General features: G+C 72.0%; 19 protein-coding genes and 1 riboswitch. Of the genes, 16 read left to right on the forward strand and 3 right to left on the reverse strand.

Features of this window, described 5'->3' with window-relative positions:
• Positions 1 to 210: 210 nt before the first annotated feature.
• The 4 genes from AB0G59_RS27200 (at position 211) to AB0G59_RS27215 (ending at position 2,876) form a co-directional block, all read left to right on the forward strand.
• On the forward strand, positions 211 to 918 hold the full coding sequence (locus tag AB0G59_RS27200; protein ID WP_360916778.1) for a DUF2993 domain-containing protein: 708 nt from the start codon (positions 211 to 213) through the stop codon (positions 916 to 918).
• Positions 919 to 1,325: 407 nt separating this feature from the next.
• A complete protein-coding gene (locus tag AB0G59_RS27205; protein WP_360916781.1) occupies positions 1,326 to 2,168 on the forward strand; it encodes a sulfurtransferase in 843 nt (280 codons plus the stop codon).
• Between the two features lie 33 nt (positions 2,169 to 2,201).
• On the forward strand, positions 2,202 to 2,489 hold the full coding sequence (locus tag AB0G59_RS27210; RefSeq protein WP_360916784.1) for a DUF1416 domain-containing protein: 288 nt from the start codon (positions 2,202 to 2,204) through the stop codon (positions 2,487 to 2,489).
• 111 nt (positions 2,490 to 2,600) lie between these two features.
• Entirely contained in the window at positions 2,601 to 2,876 is a 276-nt protein-coding gene (locus AB0G59_RS27215; protein ID WP_071963670.1) for a DUF3099 domain-containing protein, read from the forward strand.
• A 58-nt stretch (positions 2,877 to 2,934) separates the two neighbouring features.
• On the opposite strand, the gene AB0G59_RS27220 is transcribed toward AB0G59_RS27215, so the two are convergent.
• Complete coding sequence (locus tag AB0G59_RS27220; protein WP_360916789.1) at positions 2,935 to 3,300, reverse strand: DsrE family protein; 366 nt, start codon at positions 3,298 to 3,300, stop codon at positions 2,935 to 2,937.
• Positions 3,301 to 3,575: 275 nt separating this feature from the next.
• Here AB0G59_RS27220 and AB0G59_RS27225 point away from each other — a divergent pair, with 275 nt between their 5' ends.
• From AB0G59_RS27225 to AB0G59_RS27250, 6 genes are all read left to right on the forward strand, one after another.
• Positions 3,576 to 4,172: an FABP family protein gene (locus tag AB0G59_RS27225; RefSeq protein ID WP_360916792.1), complete on the forward strand. Its 597-nt coding sequence runs from the start codon at positions 3,576 to 3,578 to the stop codon at positions 4,170 to 4,172.
• 21 nt (positions 4,173 to 4,193) lie between these two features.
• Positions 4,194 to 4,278, forward strand: a riboswitch (cobalamin riboswitch).
• A gap of 140 nt (positions 4,279 to 4,418) precedes the next feature.
• Positions 4,419 to 5,501 carry an iron ABC transporter permease gene (locus AB0G59_RS27230; RefSeq protein ID WP_360916910.1) on the forward strand — a complete coding sequence of 361 codons (1,083 nt, stop codon included), beginning with the start codon at positions 4,419 to 4,421 and terminating at the stop codon, positions 5,499 to 5,501.
• Positions 5,501 to 6,268 (forward strand): ABC transporter ATP-binding protein, encoded by a 768-nt coding sequence (locus tag AB0G59_RS27235; RefSeq protein ID WP_360916795.1) that lies wholly within the window; start codon positions 5,501 to 5,503, stop codon positions 6,266 to 6,268. Before AB0G59_RS27230 ends, AB0G59_RS27235 begins: the two co-directional genes overlap by 1 nt.
• Positions 6,269 to 6,276: 8 nt before the next feature.
• Complete coding sequence (locus AB0G59_RS27240) at positions 6,277 to 7,305, forward strand: ABC transporter substrate-binding protein (RefSeq protein WP_360916798.1); 1,029 nt, start codon at positions 6,277 to 6,279, stop codon at positions 7,303 to 7,305.
• Positions 7,306 to 7,324: 19 nt separating this feature from the next.
• Positions 7,325 to 7,774, forward strand: a complete 450-nt coding sequence (locus tag AB0G59_RS27245) for a transcriptional repressor (protein WP_071963665.1) — start codon at positions 7,325 to 7,327, stop codon at positions 7,772 to 7,774.
• A gap of 9 nt (positions 7,775 to 7,783) precedes the next feature.
• Positions 7,784 to 8,764 carry a folate-binding protein gene (locus AB0G59_RS27250; protein WP_360916801.1) on the forward strand — a complete coding sequence of 327 codons (981 nt, stop codon included), beginning with the start codon at positions 7,784 to 7,786 and terminating at the stop codon, positions 8,762 to 8,764.
• 8 nt (positions 8,765 to 8,772) lie between these two features.
• Here the strand turns inward: AB0G59_RS27250 and dtd are convergent, their stop codons facing one another.
• Positions 8,773 to 9,198: a D-aminoacyl-tRNA deacylase gene (gene dtd, locus AB0G59_RS27255; protein ID WP_071963663.1), complete on the reverse strand. Its 426-nt coding sequence runs from the start codon at positions 9,196 to 9,198 to the stop codon at positions 8,773 to 8,775.
• Between the two features lie 180 nt (positions 9,199 to 9,378).
• On the opposite strand from dtd, the gene AB0G59_RS27260 reads away from it, so the two are divergent.
• The 5 genes from AB0G59_RS27260 (at position 9,379) to AB0G59_RS27280 (ending at position 13,489) form a co-directional block, all read left to right on the forward strand.
• The gene (locus tag AB0G59_RS27260; protein WP_071963662.1) at positions 9,379 to 9,999 is read left to right on the forward strand and encodes an AmfC protein; all 621 of its coding nucleotides are present in this window, start codon (positions 9,379 to 9,381) and stop codon (positions 9,997 to 9,999) included.
• Positions 10,000 to 10,054: 55 nt separating this feature from the next.
• A complete protein-coding gene (locus AB0G59_RS27265; RefSeq protein ID WP_360916804.1) occupies positions 10,055 to 11,050 on the forward strand; it encodes an asparaginase in 996 nt (331 codons plus the stop codon).
• Between the two features lie 94 nt (positions 11,051 to 11,144).
• Positions 11,145 to 12,389 (forward strand): GNAT family N-acetyltransferase, encoded by a 1,245-nt coding sequence (locus tag AB0G59_RS27270; protein WP_360916807.1) that lies wholly within the window; start codon positions 11,145 to 11,147, stop codon positions 12,387 to 12,389.
• A gap of 149 nt (positions 12,390 to 12,538) precedes the next feature.
• Positions 12,539 to 13,132, forward strand: coding sequence for an NAD(P)H-dependent oxidoreductase (locus tag AB0G59_RS27275; protein ID WP_360916810.1), 594 nt, complete (start codon positions 12,539 to 12,541; stop codon positions 13,130 to 13,132).
• 18 nt (positions 13,133 to 13,150) lie between these two features.
• A complete protein-coding gene (locus tag AB0G59_RS27280) occupies positions 13,151 to 13,489 on the forward strand; it encodes a helix-turn-helix domain-containing protein (RefSeq protein ID WP_360916813.1) in 339 nt (112 codons plus the stop codon).
• A gap of 2 nt (positions 13,490 to 13,491) precedes the next feature.
• On the opposite strand, the gene AB0G59_RS27285 is transcribed toward AB0G59_RS27280, so the two are convergent.
• Complete coding sequence (locus AB0G59_RS27285) at positions 13,492 to 13,875, reverse strand: ArsR family transcriptional regulator (RefSeq protein WP_360916816.1); 384 nt, start codon at positions 13,873 to 13,875, stop codon at positions 13,492 to 13,494.
• Between the two features lie 213 nt (positions 13,876 to 14,088).
• Here AB0G59_RS27285 and AB0G59_RS27290 point away from each other — a divergent pair, with 213 nt between their 5' ends.
• On the forward strand, positions 14,089 to 15,225 hold the full coding sequence (locus AB0G59_RS27290) for an MFS transporter (RefSeq protein WP_360916913.1): 1,137 nt from the start codon (positions 14,089 to 14,091) through the stop codon (positions 15,223 to 15,225).
• The last annotated feature ends 94 nt before the right edge of the window (positions 15,226 to 15,319 follow it).

A 15,319-nucleotide genomic window follows, 5' to 3' on the forward strand; every position in this document is an offset into this window, starting at 1 on the left:
GCCCGGCGCGGCGGCGGGGCGGCCTCGGGCCCCCGCCCCCCCCCCCCGGAAACTGGGGGCACCTCCCAGCGGTAGCTGGGGGAGAAAGGGCGGGACTGGGGCAGAACCCCCCATCGGTTACACACCAGTGACGTGCACGACCCCGCATTCACCCGAACGGTCCAGTTAGGCTCACGGGACAGCCTGACCGAGAGTGGGGATCGACAGCCGATGCGTGCGATACGAACGATAGTGATCGTCGCCGTGGTCCTGGCCGGCCTCTTCGTGGCCGCCGACCGTGCCGCCGTCTACTTCGCCGAGAACCAGGCCGCCGAGAAGATCCGCAGCAGCCAGGGCCTCTCCGGCACCCCCGATGTCTCGATCAAGGGCTTCCCCTTCCTGACCCAGGTCGCGGCCTCCGAGCTCGAGCAGGTCGACGTCAAGCTCGACGGCATCACCGCGGGCACCGGCGACCGCTCGGTGAAGGTCAGCGGCTTCGACGCCCAGCTGCACAACGTGCGCATCGACAGCAGCTTCTCCTCCGCCGTCGCGGGCCGCGCCACGGGCACCGCCCACCTGTCGTACGAAGAACTCACCAAGGCCGCCGGCGACCCCGGCGTCTCCGTCGCCTACGGCGGCAAGGACGGTGCCGGCCGCAGTCAGGTGAAGGTCACCGGCAAGGTCATGGTCATGGGCCAGCCCCTGGAGCGCAGCGTGGTCTCCACGGTGAGCGTGGTGGACGGCAACACGGTCCGGGTGCGGGCGGACGAGGTCCCCGCGCAGGGCATCCCCGGCATGGAGCGCAAGGTCCGCGAGAAGACCGACTTCGACCGGCAGATCTCGGGCCTGCCCAAGGGCCTCAAGCTCGACAAGGTCGTCACGACGCCGACCGGCGTCGACATCACCCTGACCGGCACCGACGTCAACCTCGCCGGCTGACCGTCCACGCTGCGAGACACGGCCGTCCGTACGTCAGTCCATACGGGCGACCGCAGGGCCGCACGGGCCGCGCCGGGCGGATCCGGAACCTCGATTCGGCCAACCGGTCCCATTATTCGAGACATTCCGTCTCACCATTCGGCCGACTGGTGACAGGGCTCCCGGTCCCTCCCTACGATCGCCCCATGAAGCGACAGGCGGATCTCACCAAGCGGCGGGCAGTAGACCTGTGCCGCGTGGCCGCCATGCTCTGTCGCCGTGTCTGACGGGGACCGCTTCCGGCTCCCCTTTCGGCCGTTCAGGCCGCCTCCCCGCACCACCGCCCCCCACTGCGCGGCGCCGCGCACCTTCGCCGCGCACCCCGCACACGCTGGCGCACATCCGCAACTGCCCCGGAGGAGAACAGCATGAGCCGCAGTGACGTCCTGGTGGACGCCGACTGGGTACAGGCCCGCATCGACGCAGGCGACCCGAAGACCGTCCTCGTCGAGGTCGACGAGGACACCTCCGCGTACGACAAGAACCACATCAAGACCGCCGTCCGGATCGACTGGAAGTCCGACCTCCAGGACCCGGTCCGCCGCGACTTCGTCGACCAGGCCGGCTTCGAGGAGCTCCTGTCCGGCAAGGGCATCGCCAACGACGACACCGTCGTCCTCTACGGCGGCAACAACAACTGGTTCGCGGCGTACGCCTACTGGTACTTCAAGCTCTACGGCCACCAGGACGTGCGTCTCCTCGACGGCGGCCGCAAGAAGTGGGAGCTGGACTCCCGCGACCTGGTCGCCGAGGTGCCGCAGCGCGCCCGCACCACGTACACGGCCAAGCCGCAGGACGCCTCGATCCGCGCCTTCCGCGACGACGTCGTGGCCGCCATCGGTTCGCTGAACCTGATCGACGTGCGCTCCCCCGACGAGTTCAGCGGCAAGCTGCTCGCCCCGGCGCACCTGCCGCAGGAGCAGTCGCAGCGCCCCGGCCACGTGCCGAGCGCGCGCAACATCCCCTGGTCGAAGTCGGCCAACGACGACGGCACGTTCAAGTCCGACGACGAGCTCAAGGAGCTCTACGAGGGCGCGGGCGTGGACCTCGCCAAGGACACCATCGCCTACTGCCGCATCGGCGAGCGCTCCGCGCACACCTGGTTCGTGCTGCACGAGCTGCTCGGCCAGCACAACGTGCGCAACTACGACGGTTCCTGGACCGAGTACGGCTCGCTCGTGGGCGTGCCGATCGAGCTCGGCGCCAACTGACCTCCCGACCCACCGCAAGGAGAAGGATCACCCATGTGTGGAGCAAAGGCCGGCGGTCCCGACGCCTCTACCGCCAAGCCCGGTGAGACGACCATCCAGGGTTCGGTGACCCGCGACGGCGAGCCCGTCGTCGGTTACGTGCGGCTGCTGGACAGCACCGGCGAGTTCACCGCCGAGGTGCCCACGTCCGCGACCGGACAGTTCCGTTTCTACGCCGCCGAGGGCACCTGGACGCTGCGGGCGCTCGTGCCGGGCGGCAGCGCCGACCGCACGGTCGTGGCGCAGAAGGGCGCGCTGGCGGACGTCGCCATCGCCGTCTGACGCGACGCGTCGGGCACGAGAACGGCCGGAGGGCCGTACCCCTGGGTTGGACGCCTGGATGGTGGGGTGCGGCCCTTCGCGCTACCCGTGGCGCGGTCGTACCGTGAAGGTGTGTACGCGCGGCGACGCCACCTGTACTTCGCCATGATGGGCACCTGCATCGGCATGTTCGTCCTGGCGTGGTCCGTGGTGCGCCTGTGGTCGGTGCCGGCGGCGGTCGGCATGTGCCTGTTCGCCATGGTCATCCCCCCGGTCGCGGCCGTCGTGGCCAACCGCCGCGGCCCGGACGACCGCTGGTGGGACGATCCGTCGGGCGACCCGAAGTCGGACGAGTGGTGGGACGAGCTGGACGGCAAGCGCCGCCCGGGGTCGTGGGAGGAGCACTAACCCGGGACCACTAGCCCCGGACCGGTGGCCCCGACCCACGGACCCCCACGTCACGCGATCAGTAGACGAGCGCCTGCGCGTCGTCGGCCATGGCCTCGCTGACGAAGACCTGCGCCCCGGCGATGCGCGCGCCCTCGATCAGGTCCTTCTCCTCGATGTCGCGGCGGGCGGCGCACTGCGTGCAGACCGTGATCATTCCGCCTGCGGCCCTGATCCCGTCGATGAGGTCCGGCAGCGGTGCCGCGTGCGGCAGCTCGAACTCCGCCGCCCTCCCCGGCAGCGCGAACCACGACGACTCGCCGGTCAGCCACAGCGAGACCTCCACGCCACTGGCCGCCGCGACGGCCGCCACCGTGAACGCCTGCGAGCACCGCTCGGGCGCGTCGGCGCCCGCCGTCACCTTGATCACGAGCCTCTTTGCCATGCGGCCACTCTAGGTCCCCGGCGTCCCGCGCGGCCGGATGCCCGACCACGATCCACCTCACAGCGCCTCCGCCGGGACGGCCGACTAGACTCGTCCACGGTCCGTACAACCCTCACTCCGACCGAGGAGCGCGCTCGTGCTTGAGGCAGTCTTCACCACCCTGCTCGTCCTGGTCGCCGTAGGCGTTCTCGCCTTCGCGGGCCTGACCTGGAAGAAGCTGTACCAGGGCCAGCGCTGACCCCCCTGTCCGCACCCTCTACAGATCGCCTGAGCTCATGATCGAGATTCCGTCCGACCTCCACCCCGACCTGGTGCCCCTGGTCTTCCTCCTCGGCAAGTGGGAGGGCGCGGGCGTCGCCGACTTCCCCGGCGCCGAGAAGTGCAACTTCGGGCAGGAAGTCACCTTCTCGCACGACGGCCGCGACTTCCTCGAGTACACCTCGCACACCTGGGTGCTCGACAGCGAGGGCAAGATGGTCCGCCCGCTGGAGACCGAGAGCGGCTACTGGCGCATCGACGCCGACCGCAAGGTCGAGATCGTCATGACGCGCGACTCGGGTGTCGCCGAGGTCTGGTACGGCGAGCTGGCCGACAAGAAGCCGCAGATCGACCTCGCCACGGACGCCGTCGCCCGCACCGGGGCCTCCGGCCCCTACACCGGCGGCAAGCGCCTGTACGGCTACGTCAAGGGCGACCTGATGTGGGTCGGCGAGAAGGCCACCCCCGAGGTGCCGCTGCGCCCGTACATGTCCGCGCACCTGAAGAAGGTCGCCACGCAGCAGAGCCTGCAGGAGTGGGCCGAGAGCCTGCCCGAGGACATGCCGGACGGCGTCTCCTTCTTCCGCGAGGACGGCACGCCCTACCAGCCGTAATCACCACCCGAGCGCCCCGCGGGGGAAGTCCGGTCGAAGTCCGGCGCTGACCCGCAACGGTAGGCGGAAGGGCCCCTCGGGGCCCCTTCCGCGAGCCCGATCGCCCGCGGCGCGCGGATCCCTGCACAACTCGCCGTGGACTGCGAGGGGACACCCCGGCGGAGCCCGCCGCGGGCCGCTCCTCGGTACGTACGGAAGCGGCCCGAGGCGAAGGGCACACCGCCCGTGGCGATCGACCCCCTGGCCATGGCCGCGAGGACGCCGGGCCCGCCCGGCGGCGCCGCGCCACCGCCCCGCAGGCTCCCCCTGCCCCCGCTCATGGCAGGGCTCGTCCTCGCCCTCCTCGCCTCGCTGCTGTGCTGCGTGGCCCTCGGCTCGGCCGGCATCGGCTGGGGCGAAACGCTGCGCTACCTGCGGGCCGGGCTGACCGGCGCGAGCATCGCACCGGACGAGGTCTCCGCGTACACGATCGTCTGGGAGCTGCGCTTCCCGCGCGCCCTGCTGGCCGCCGTCGTCGGCGCGGGGCTCTCCGCCATCGGCGTGGGCGCCCAGGCCATGGTGCGCAACGCCCTCGCCGACCCCTTCACCCTCGGCATCTCCTCCGGCGCCGCCGTCGGCGCCAACGCCGTCATGCTCTTCGGCGCGTTCGCCTCGCTGGGCGTGTGGGCACTCTCCGGCGCCGCCTTCGTCTCCGCGCTCGCCGCCATGGCCCTGGTCTACGCGGCGGCGCGCACCGCCCACGGACTGACCCCGCTGCGCCTGGTGCTGACCGGAAGCGCCATGTACTACGGCTTCTCCGCCATCACCACGCTCATGGTCTTCAGCGCCGACCGGGGCGAGGCCGCCCGCTCGGCGATGATGTGGCTGCTCGGCAGCCTCGGCGGCGCCACCTGGTCGTCCCTGCCCATCGCCGCCGCCGTCGTCCTGGCCGGGATCGGCGCGCTGCTGTGGTCCGCGCGCAGCCTCAACGCCCTCGCCATGGGCGACGAGACCGCCGCCTCGCTCGGCGTGGACGCCGAACGGCTGCGCCGGGTCCTGTTCGTCGTCACCGCCGCCGTCACCGGGGCCGTCGTCGCCGTCAGCGGCGCGATCGGCTTCGTGGGGCTGATGGTCCCGCACATCACCCGCATGATCGTGGGCGCCGACCACCGCCGGGTGCTGGCCGTGGCCCCGCTGCTGGGCGCGGTGCTGCTGCTGTGGGTGGACGTCGTCTCCCGGCTGCTGCTGGCACCGGTGGAGCTGCCCGTCGGCGTCATCACGGCGCTCATCGGCGTGCCGTGCTTCGTGCTGCTGATGCGGCGGCGCGGCTACACCTTCGGAGGTTCGTGATGCGCGTCGACATCGAGGGCCTGGCGGTCGACATCGCGGGCACACGGCTCGTCGAGGACATCGCACTGCGGGCCGGCAGCGGGCAGTTCGTGGGGCTGGTCGGCCCCAACGGCAGCGGCAAGTCCACGCTGCTGCGCTGCGCCTACCGCGCGCTGCGGCCGGCCGCCGGGCGGGTGCTGCTGGACGGCGACGACCTGCACGCCCTCGGCGCCCGCGAGGGCGCCCGCAGGCTGGCGGCGCTTCCGCAGGAGTCGGCGAGCGAGTTCGACTTCACCGTCTTCGAGGTCGTGGCGATGGGCCGGCTGCCGCACCAGAGCGCCGCCGGGCGCGCCACGGCGGCCGACACCGAGGCGTGCACGAGCGCCCTGGAGCGGGTGGGCGCGGCCCATCTCTCGGGGCGCGGCTTTTTGACCCTGTCCGGGGGCGAGAAGCAGCGGGTGCTGATCGCGCGGGCGCTGGCGCAGCAGCCGAAGGTGCTGGTGCTGGACGAGCCGACGAACCACCTGGACATCGCCCAGCAGCTGGAGGTCCTGGCGCTGGTGCGCTCCTCGGGCCTGACGGTCCTGGCCGCGCTGCACGACCTCAACCTCGCCGCCACCCACTGCGACGTCCTGTACGTCATCGCCGGCGGCCGCATCGTCGCCTCCGGCCCGCCGCACTCCGTGCTGACCGCCGAGCTGCTCGCCGAGGTCTTCGGCGTACGGGCGCACCGCGTGCCGCACCCGGCCTCCGGCGCCCCGCAGCTGCTCTTCGACCGCCTTCCCTAAGGACCCCCATGCGTACCGCGCGTATCTGCCTCGCCCTGCTCGCCGCCGTCACGCTCACCAGCTGCGGCGCGAAGGTTTCGGACGGTTCCGGCGACAAACAGAGCGAGGCGGGCTCGGGCCACTACCCGGTGACCGTCGAGAACTGCGGTGTGAAGACGACGTACGACAAGGCGCCGCGGCGCGTGGTCACCAACGACGTCGGCATCGCCGAGATCATGTTCGCGCTCGGCCTGGAGGACCACATGGCCGGCTATGTGGCCCCCGACTACAAGACCGGCCGGGACGACAAGGGCGAGGCGCCCTGGAAGAGCGGCTACGACAAGGTGAAGTGGCTGTCCAAGAAGGAGATCAACAAGGAGCTGGTCCTGGACGCGAAGGCGGACCTCGTCTTCGCGGGCTGGAACTACGGCTTCGGCGAAGGCAACGCCTTCACGCCCGAGGCCCTGAAGAAGCTGGGCGTGGGCTCGTACGTCCTCACCGAGTCCTGCCACAACGGCGGCACCGGCAAGTCCCGCGGGGTCATGCCGCCGCTGGAGGCGCTCTACACCGACCTGGAGACCCTGGGGAAGGTCTTCGACGTGGAGGACCGGGCGCGCACGCTCGTCGAGGGCTTCAAGAAGCGCGTCGCCGACGCCCAGGCCGGCGTCCCGAAGGACGGCAGGGCGCCCCGCGTCTTCCTCTACGACGACGGCCGGGACAAGCCGCTGACGGCGGGCACATTCGCGGGGCCGCACGACATCATCACCAAGGCCGGCGGCGACCACGTGATGAAGGACCTCAAGGACTCGTGGGTGACCGTCGGCTGGGAGACCGTCGTCGAGCGCGACCCCGAGGTCATCGTCATCAACAACTACGGGAACGTGAGCGCGGAGGAGAAGAAGAAGTTCCTCATGTCCTACCCGCCGCTCGCGAACGTCTCGGCCATCAAGAACGACCGCGTCTTCGTCCTCGACTACGTCGATCTCGTCGAGAGCCCCCGCAACCCCGCGGCCGTCGCCGCCCTGGCCGACTATCTGAAGGGGGTACGCAACGGCTGACGCTGCCTAGACTGGGAGCGTGGTGGACACCGACTGGCAGAGCGACCTCCGTAAGCGCGGCTACCGGCTGACCCCGCAGCGCCAGCTCGTGCTGGAGGCGGTCGACCGTCTCGAGCACGCGACTCCGGACGACATCCTCACCGAGGTCCGCAAGACCGCGGGCGGGGTGAACATCTCGACGGTCTACCGGACGCTGGAGCTGCTGGAGGAGCTGGGCCTGGTCAGCCATGCCCACCTCGGGCACGGCGCGCCCACGTACCACCTCGCGGACCGGCACCACCACATACACCTGGTCTGCCGGGACTGCACGGAGGTCATCGAGGCCGACCTGTCGGTGGCCGCGGACTTCACGGCGAAGCTGCGCGAGGACTTCGGGTTCGAGACCGACATGAAGCACTTCGCGATCTTCGGCCGGTGCGCACAGTGCTCCGCGAAGCCTTCCTCCAAGGCTGCGGACACGGCCCCTTAGGCTGGCCTCATGGAGCGTCATTCGAAGAGCCCGCTGCTGTCGCTGCCCGGAGCCGTACCCGCCGAGGGCCCGGACCAAGGCGTCGCCGCGCACTACGGCGACCCCTTCCGCGAGCAGCGCGCGCTCGCCGACGGAACCGGATTCGTGGACCTCTCGCACCGCGGGGTCATCACCGTCACCGGGCCCGACCGGCTGAGCTGGCTGCACCTGCTGCTCACCCAGCACGTGAGCGACCTCCCGCCCGGGCAGGCCACCCAGGCGCTGATCCTCTCCCCGCACGGCCACATCGAGCACGCGCTGTACCTGGTGGACGACGGAGAGACGACCTGGGCCCACATCGAGCCCGGCACCCAGGACGCGCTGATCGCGTACCTGGAGAGCATGAAGTTCTTCTACAAGGTCGAGGTCGCCGACCGCAGCGCCGACATCGCGGTCGTGCACCTGCCCGCGGGCTCGATCGCCGAGGCGCCCGAGGGCGTCACGGTGCGCGAGACGCCGCACGGGCGGGACCTGTTCCTGCCGCGCGAACAGCTGACGGACTTCGCGGCCGCGCACGGCCCGGCCGCGGGCGCCCTGGCCTACGAGGCCCTGCGCGTGGAGGGCCACCGGCCCCGGCTCGGCATGGAGACCGACCACCGCACCATCCCCCACGAGCTGGGCCTGATCGGGGAGGCGGTCCACCTCCAGAAGGGCTGCTACCGCGGCCAGGAGACCGTCGCCCGCGTCCACAACCTGGGCAAGCCCCCGCGCCGCCTGGTCTTCCTGCACCTCGACGGCAGCGAGGTGCACCTGCCGGGCCACGGCGCCCCCGTGCGGCTGGCCTCCGACGGCCCGGAGGGCCGTCAGCTGGGCTTCGTCACGACCTCGGCCCGCCACCACGAGCTGGGGCCGATCGCCCTCGCCCTGGTGAAGCGCAACGTACCGGTGGACGCGCCGCTGCTGGTCGGGGAGGGCACGGCGGCCTCGCAGGAGACCGTCGTCGAGCCGTAGGGCCCCTTTCAGACCTCGAGCAGCACCGTGAACGGGCCGTCGTTCGTGAGCGAGACCTTCATGTCCGCTCCGAAGCGGCCCGTCTCCACGTGCGCGCCCAGCGCCCGCAGCTGCGCGACGACCTCATCCACGAGCGGCTCCGCCACGGGGCCCGGAGCGGCCGCGTTCCACGTGGGGCGGCGCCCCTTGCGGGCGTCACCGTAGAGAGTGAACTGGGAGATCACCAGCAGCGGTGCGCCCACGTCGCTGCAGGACTTCTCGTCCTGCAGCACCCGCAGGGACCACAGCTTGCGGGCCAGCTGCGCCGAGCGCTCCGGCGTGTCCTCGTGCGTCACGCCGACGAGCACGCACAGGCCCTCGCCGACGATCTCTCCGACGACCCGGCCGTCCACGGCGACACTCGCGCCGTTCACCCTCTGCACCACTGCACGCATACGGACCATGATGCCCTGCGGCCATAAGGGTCCGTTCGGGTGGAGAGACCCTGCGCCCGGGGCGCACCGAATGGCACGATGCGTGCAGGCGGTGCCTTATGCGGGCAAGGGGAACGTGATCCGGCCGCACACCGCCCGAGGGGACGGAACCGCATGACCACACCCACCGAGGATGGCCCCATGCTCACTGCGGCCGACCGCGCGGCCACGGAGCTGAAGGGCCTCAAGAAGTTGAAGGACCTCAAGGCAGTGGACAGCTTGCACGCCAGACCCCCGAGCCAGCGCTCCGGGCGAACGGCGGACGTCCCCGGGCGGCGGCTGAACGAGCTGCGCCTGGCGGAGCTGCGGGTGCTGCGCCGGGACGCACAGCGGGACGAGGCCGACCTCAGCTATGTGCGGCGGCTGCTGCAGGGCCGCATCGACATCCTGCGGGCCGAGCTGGCGCGCCGGGCGGCCCCGGGCTCGCCCGTGGTGGAGCGGCTGCTGGTGGAGCGGCTGTCGGAGATCCTCGCGGACGGCCCGTCCGCGCACCGCTCCTCCGCCCGTCATGTGACGGTGGGGACGCCGCACAGCGAGGAGTACCGGCGGCTGGCCGAGGACATGCTCTCGGAGGTCGAGCTGTCGGATCTGGGCGCCCGGACGGACCGGGAGCTGCGCGAGGGCATGGGGCGCCTGGAGGCGCACGAGCGGCAGGTGTCCGTGCGGCGCACGGGGCTGCAGCACACGGCCGACGATTGCAGCGCGGAAATCGCACGCAGGTACCGTGAAGGGGAAGCACAAGTAGACGACCTCCTCTCGTAATCGCCCCGCTGGGCGCCGGAGGGGTCCTCGCACCACCCCCCCCGGAAGGCCGACGATGACCTCCTCGACCCTTGCATCGCCCGCGCACGCGGCTCCCGCCGGCATACCGGGCGTATCCCCCGTCCTCGCCGAGGTCGTGCGCTCGGGCTTCGTCGAGGGCCGGCACCGCGGCTCGCTGGTGGTCCTGGCGGCCGACGGCAGCGTGGAGTACGCGCTCGGCGACCCGGACGCCCCGGTCTACCCCCGCTCGGCCAACAAGCCGATGCAGGCGGCCGCGATGCTGCGGGCCGGGCTGGAACTGTCCGGCGAGCGGCTGGCACTGGCCGCCGCCAGCCACTCCGGAGAATCGTTCCACCTCGATCTCGTCCGCACGATGCTCGCCGAGTTCGGCATCCCCGAGGACGGCCTGCAGACCCCGCCGGACCTGCCCCTGGACCCGGTCGAGGCGGAGTCCTACCTGGCCTCCGGCCAGGTCCGCGACAAGGTCACCATGAACTGCTCCGGCAAGCACGCCGCCATGATCGCCGTGTGTGTCGCCAACGGCTGGCCGGTGGAGAGCTACCTCGCCCCCGAGCACCCGCTGCAGCAGCTGGTGCTGCGGACCGTGGAGGAGGCGAGCGGCGAGTCCGTGGCCCACGTCGGCACGGACGGCTGCGGGGCGCCCCTGATGGCGCTGACGCTGACCGGTCTCGCCCGGGCCTTCCGCAGCTTCGTGCTGGCCGAGCCGGGCACGCCCGAGCGCAGGGTGGCCGACGCGATGCGCGCCCACCCCGAGTACGTCGCGGGCACCCGCCGCCCGGACACCTGGCTGATGCGCGCGATACCGGGCGCGCTGTCGAAGATGGGCGCCGAGGCGGTGCAGGCGGTGGCCCTGCCGGACGGCCGCGCCCTCGCCTTCAAGATCGACGACGGTGCCCTGCGCGCCCTGGGCCCGGTGCTGGCGCGCGCCCTGGAACTGCTGGGCGTCGACTCCCCCGTCGTCGCCCGCATCGCTGAGGAGCCGCTGCTGGGCGGCGGGCGGCGGGTCGGGGAGATCCGCGTCGCGTTCTGAGCAAGCCGTGTGATGTACCGCTGACGCTCGTAAGGATCCGATAGCGGCCACAAATCGCATGCGTGCGCCCGGGCAGGGCCCCTAGCGTGCTCGTATGAGCCTCGAGGTGCGTACGATCGGCGACCCCGACCTGCCCGACTGGATCCGAGCCATGCATACCGGCTTCCTACGGCCTCCCACCGTGACCAAGGAAGAGATAGAGACCCGGCGCGCGGGCACGGACCTCGAGCGCGCGCAGGGGGCGTTCGACGCGGAACAGTGCGTCGGCACGTTCCGCAGCTTCCCGCAGCGCATCACCGTGCCCGGCGGGGCGGCGGTCGCCGCGAGCGCGGTCTCCAACGTCACCGTCTCGGCCACCCACCGCCGGCGCGGCCTGCTCAGCCGCATGATGGAGCACGACCTGCGGGCCGCCCGGGACCGCGGCGAGGTGGCCGCCACGCTCCTGGCGTCCGAGTGGCTCATCTACGGCCGGTACGGGTTCGGGCCGGCCGCCTGGGTCTCCGAGTGGGAGGTCGACGTGGCCCGCGCCGGCCTGGACAAGCGCTACGCGGGCCCGGCGGACGGCGGCCGCGTCGACTTCGTGGACGCCGAGACCGTGCGGCGGCTCGGCCCCGCCCTGCACGAGCGGCTGCGGGCCGTCCGCCACGGCGTCGTCGACCGCACCGAGCGCTGGTGGCGGCTGGCCACGGGCGACATCCCTCAGCCCGGCATGCCCGCGTGGACGGAGCCCTACTACGCCCTCTACCGCTCCCCCGAGGGCAGCGTCGACGGGCTGGTGAGCTACACCTGCGACGAGGTGTGGGACGGCAAGCGGCCGCAGAACACCGCCACGGTGCACGGCCTGATAGCGGTCTCGACGGAAGCCGAACGCGCCCTGTGGCACTTCCTGTTGTCCGTCGACTGGGTCACCAAGGTCGCCTCCGGCTTCCGCGCGCCCGACGACATCCTGCCGCTGCTGCTGCCCGACCCCCGCGCCGCCAAGCTCACCCTGCACTCCGACTACCTGTGGCTGCGCCCCCTCGACGTGCCGGCCCTGCTGGAGGCCCGCACGTACGCCTGCCCCGGCTCCCTCGTGCTGGACGTCACCGACCCCGGGGGCCACGCCGGCGGGCGCTTCCTGCTGGAGGTGGACCCCGGCGGCACGAGCTGCACGCCCTCGAAGCGGCCGGCCGAACTCTCCCTGGGCGTCGCCGAACTGGCCTCCCTCTACCTCGGCGACGAGTCGGCGGTGCGGCTCGCGACGCTGGGCCGGCTCGACGAGGAGCGCACCGGCGCCGCACAGCGCGCGGAGCTCATGCTGCGCACGGCGCGACGGCCCTGGTGCCCCGACCACTTCTGAGGCCCGGCGGTACGGGCTCTCCCCGGCCTCACAGATCCACGCTTGACCTCAAGCGCGGTTGAGGTAAGAGGCTTCTTCTCAACGGCCCCGCGGTCAACAGCCCGGGGACGTTCCAATTACCTTGCCACCCTTGCCGAGGAGAGCCCGTCATGTCCGAGTCCCCGTACCGCCTCGCCGTCGTCGTCGCCTCCACCCGCGAGGGCCGCTTCGGCCCCACCGTCGCCAAGTGGCTCGCCGAACAGACCGCCCAGCGCGACGACATCGACGTCGACGTCATCGACCTGGCCTACCACCCGCTGCCGGTGAACCTCAGCAGCGAGCCCGGCCCGCAGGATTCGGCCGCCCTCGCCACCGTGACCCCGCGGCTGGCGGAGGCCGACGCCTTCATCGTCATCACCCCCGAGTACAACCACAGTTACCCCGCCTCCGTGAAGAACCTCATCGACTGGCACTACACCCAGTGGCAGGCCAAGCCGGTGGCCTTCATCTCCTACGGCGGGCTCTCCGGCGGCCTGCGCGCGGTCGAGCACCTGCGCCCGGTCTTCGCCGAGCTGCACGCCGTCACCATTCGCGAGACCGTCAGCTTCCACAGCCCCTGGGGCAAGCTGGACGAGTCCGGCCGCCACCTGGACGAGGAGGCGGGCACCTCCGCCGCCGGCGCCGCCAAGGCGATGCTCGACCAGCTCGGCTGGTGGGCCAAGTCCCTGCGCGAGGCGCGCGCGGCCCGCCCGTACGGCAAGTGACACGTTTACCGTGGGGGCATGAACAAACAGCCGCCGTCGTACGAGTGTGGACTGGACGCCGCCGTCGACGTCATCGACGGCAAGTGGAAAGTGCTCATCCTGTGGGCACTGCACGAGCGTCCTCGCCGCTTCGGTGAGACGCGGCGGCTGCTGCCGGGCATCAGCGAGAAGGTGCTGGCCCAGCAGCTGAGGGAGTTGGAGGCGGACGGCATCGTGCACCGCGAGGTGTTCGAGGTGGCGCCGCCCAAGGTGGAGTACTCCCTCACCGAGGACGGCCACGACCTCCACCGGGCCCTGGCGCCGCTCGGCGCCTGGGGCGGCCGCCGCCTCGCCCGCCTGCGGGCGGCGGGCGCGTAGCGTCAGGGCGCCGCGGGCGGCGTCCAGGCGGCCACGAGGTCGAGCAGTCCGGGGAAGCGGGCTTCGAGGTCGTCGATGCGGACGTGGCTGCGCCGTTCGAGCCCGTACTGACGCTGGCGGGTGACGCCGGCCTCGCGCAGGGCCTTGAAGTGGTGGGTGAGCGAGGACTTGGGGCGGTCCAGCCCGAACCACCCGCAGGAATGGTCGAACTGCTCGGACTCCAGCAGGAGTTTCCGCACGACCGTCATGCGCAGCGGATCGCTGAGGGCGCCCATCACGACATCCAGGCGCAGCTCGTCGACGGCCGGCTCCGGCAGGGGCTCGGGCAGGCCCTCGGGCTCGGGCAGAGCCTTGACGACCGTATGCGCACGGGCCGTTGACGCCATCGGTACATCCCCTCCGTCGGGCGGTTCACCAGTCGATTCCTTTGTACGACTCCAATCGTACTGCATGCTATGTTCGACTCGACTCGTACTGGAGCTCGCCGAGGAGAACCCATGCCGTCGACCCTGTCCGCACGCCCGAAAACGGAGCCCGGCCGCTCCCCCGCACCGGCACCGGTACCCCGGTGGTGGGTCTGGCTGGCGGCCTGGCCGGTCATGGCGGTGTTCGTCCTCTCCAACGCCGCGACCCCGCTGTACGGGCTCTGGCAGCGCGACATCGGCTTCTCCAAGGGCACGCTGACCGTCGTCTTCGCCTCCTACGTCGTCGGGATGACCGCCTCGCTGCTGGTGTCGGGCGTGGCCTCGGACCGGCTCGGCCGCAAGCCCGTCCTCGTACCGGCGCTGGTGCTCGCGGCACTGGCCTCCGCGATCTTCGCCACCGCCGCCTCCGTGACCGCGCTGATCGTGGCCCGGCTGCTCACCGGGATCGCCGTGGGCGCCGTCGTCTCCGCCGGCATGGCCGCCGTGACGGACGTGGCGGGCCCCGGCCGCAAGCGCCTCGCCGCCCTGCTGGCGTCCTGCGCGATGGTCCTCGGCGCCGGCCTCGGCCCGCTGCTGGCCGGCGTGCTCTCCGAGACGCTGCCCGCCCCGACGGTCACGGTCTTCCTCGTCGAGATCGCGCTGCTGGCCCTGGCGCTCCCGGTCGTCCTGCGCATGCCGGTGCACCGCCCCGCCACGACGGGCCGGGGCGCCTGGATCCGGGTGCCGAAGGTCCCGCGGGGCGACGGCGGCCGGCTCCTGCTCGGCATCGCGGTGTTCGCCCCCGGTCTCGCGTCGACCTCGTTCGTGCTCGCGCTCGGCCCGTCCCTGCTGTCCGGCCTGCTGGGCACGGCCGACCGCGGGGCCGCCGGGGCGATGGCCTTCGTGATGTTCCTCGCCTCGGCGGGCGTGCAGTTCGCGGTCACACGGCTGCGGATCCGTACGATCCTGCTCGCCGGTTCGACGAGCATCGTGGCCGGCATGAGCGTCCTTACAGCGGCCGTGCACACCTCCTCCGTCGCCCTCCTCGTCGTCGCCGCGCTGCTCGCCGGCGCCGGACAGGGCATGGGGCAGTTCGGCGGGCTCTCCCTGCTGAACTCCGGCATCCCCGCCTCGCGCCTCGCCGAGGCCAACGCCGCCCTCAACGTCGGCGGCTACCTCCCCGCCGGAGCCCTGGCCGTCTCGGCCGGCTACCTGAGCGACGCGATCGGCCTGACCGACGGCGCGACGACGTTCGCGGCCACCCTGGCCGGCCTCGCGATCACCGGCGGCCTCGTCGTCCTCACCCGCGGGCGCCGGGTGCCCGGCGCGTAGGGCGAGGCCCGGCCCGGACGAAAATGCCTGGTCGGTCCATATGCCCGGAACGTTAGACTGCTACGTCCTTGTCGTAGTGGAAGCAGTCGAGTCG

The sequence above is a fragment of the Streptomyces sp. NPDC021096 genome (assembly GCF_040641275.1).
Lineage (GTDB): Bacteria > Actinomycetota > Actinomycetes > Streptomycetales > Streptomycetaceae > Streptomyces.

Bases quoted from the DNA above. Each gene is read 5' to 3' on its own strand.
- AB0G59_RS27205 (WP_360916781.1), top strand. From the start codon at position 1,326: ATGAGCCGCAGTGACGTCCTGGTGGACGCCGACTGGGTACAGGCCCGC.
- AB0G59_RS27200 (WP_360916778.1), top strand. From the start codon at position 211: ATGCGTGCGATACGAACGATAGTGATCGTCGCCGTGGTCCTGGCCGGC.
- AB0G59_RS27220 (WP_360916789.1), bottom strand. From the start codon at position 3,300: ATGGCAAAGAGGCTCGTGATCAAGGTGACGGCGGGCGCCGACGCGCCC.
- AB0G59_RS27280 (WP_360916813.1), top strand. From the start codon at position 13,151: ATGAACAAACAGCCGCCGTCGTACGAGTGTGGACTGGACGCCGCCGTC.
- AB0G59_RS27210 (WP_360916784.1), top strand. From the start codon at position 2,202: ATGTGTGGAGCAAAGGCCGGCGGTCCCGACGCCTCTACCGCCAAGCCC.
- AB0G59_RS27250 (WP_360916801.1), top strand. From the start codon at position 7,784: ATGGAGCGTCATTCGAAGAGCCCGCTGCTGTCGCTGCCCGGAGCCGTA.
- AB0G59_RS27275 (WP_360916810.1), top strand. From the start codon at position 12,539: ATGTCCGAGTCCCCGTACCGCCTCGCCGTCGTCGTCGCCTCCACCCGC.
- AB0G59_RS27265 (WP_360916804.1), top strand. From the start codon at position 10,055: ATGACCTCCTCGACCCTTGCATCGCCCGCGCACGCGGCTCCCGCCGGC.
- AB0G59_RS27225 (WP_360916792.1), top strand. From the start codon at position 3,576: ATGATCGAGATTCCGTCCGACCTCCACCCCGACCTGGTGCCCCTGGTC.
- dtd (WP_071963663.1), bottom strand. From the start codon at position 9,198: ATGCGTGCAGTGGTGCAGAGGGTGAACGGCGCGAGTGTCGCCGTGGAC.
- AB0G59_RS27260 (WP_071963662.1), top strand. From the start codon at position 9,379: ATGCTCACTGCGGCCGACCGCGCGGCCACGGAGCTGAAGGGCCTCAAG.
- AB0G59_RS27235 (WP_360916795.1), top strand. From the start codon at position 5,501: ATGCGCGTCGACATCGAGGGCCTGGCGGTCGACATCGCGGGCACACGG.
- AB0G59_RS27285 (WP_360916816.1), bottom strand. From the start codon at position 13,875: ATGGCGTCAACGGCCCGTGCGCATACGGTCGTCAAGGCTCTGCCCGAG.
- AB0G59_RS27240 (WP_360916798.1), top strand. From the start codon at position 6,277: ATGCGTACCGCGCGTATCTGCCTCGCCCTGCTCGCCGCCGTCACGCTC.
- AB0G59_RS27230 (WP_360916910.1), top strand. From the start codon at position 4,419: ATGGCCGCGAGGACGCCGGGCCCGCCCGGCGGCGCCGCGCCACCGCCC.
- AB0G59_RS27290 (WP_360916913.1), top strand. From the start codon at position 14,089: ATGGCGGTGTTCGTCCTCTCCAACGCCGCGACCCCGCTGTACGGGCTC.
- AB0G59_RS27270 (WP_360916807.1), top strand. From the start codon at position 11,145: ATGAGCCTCGAGGTGCGTACGATCGGCGACCCCGACCTGCCCGACTGG.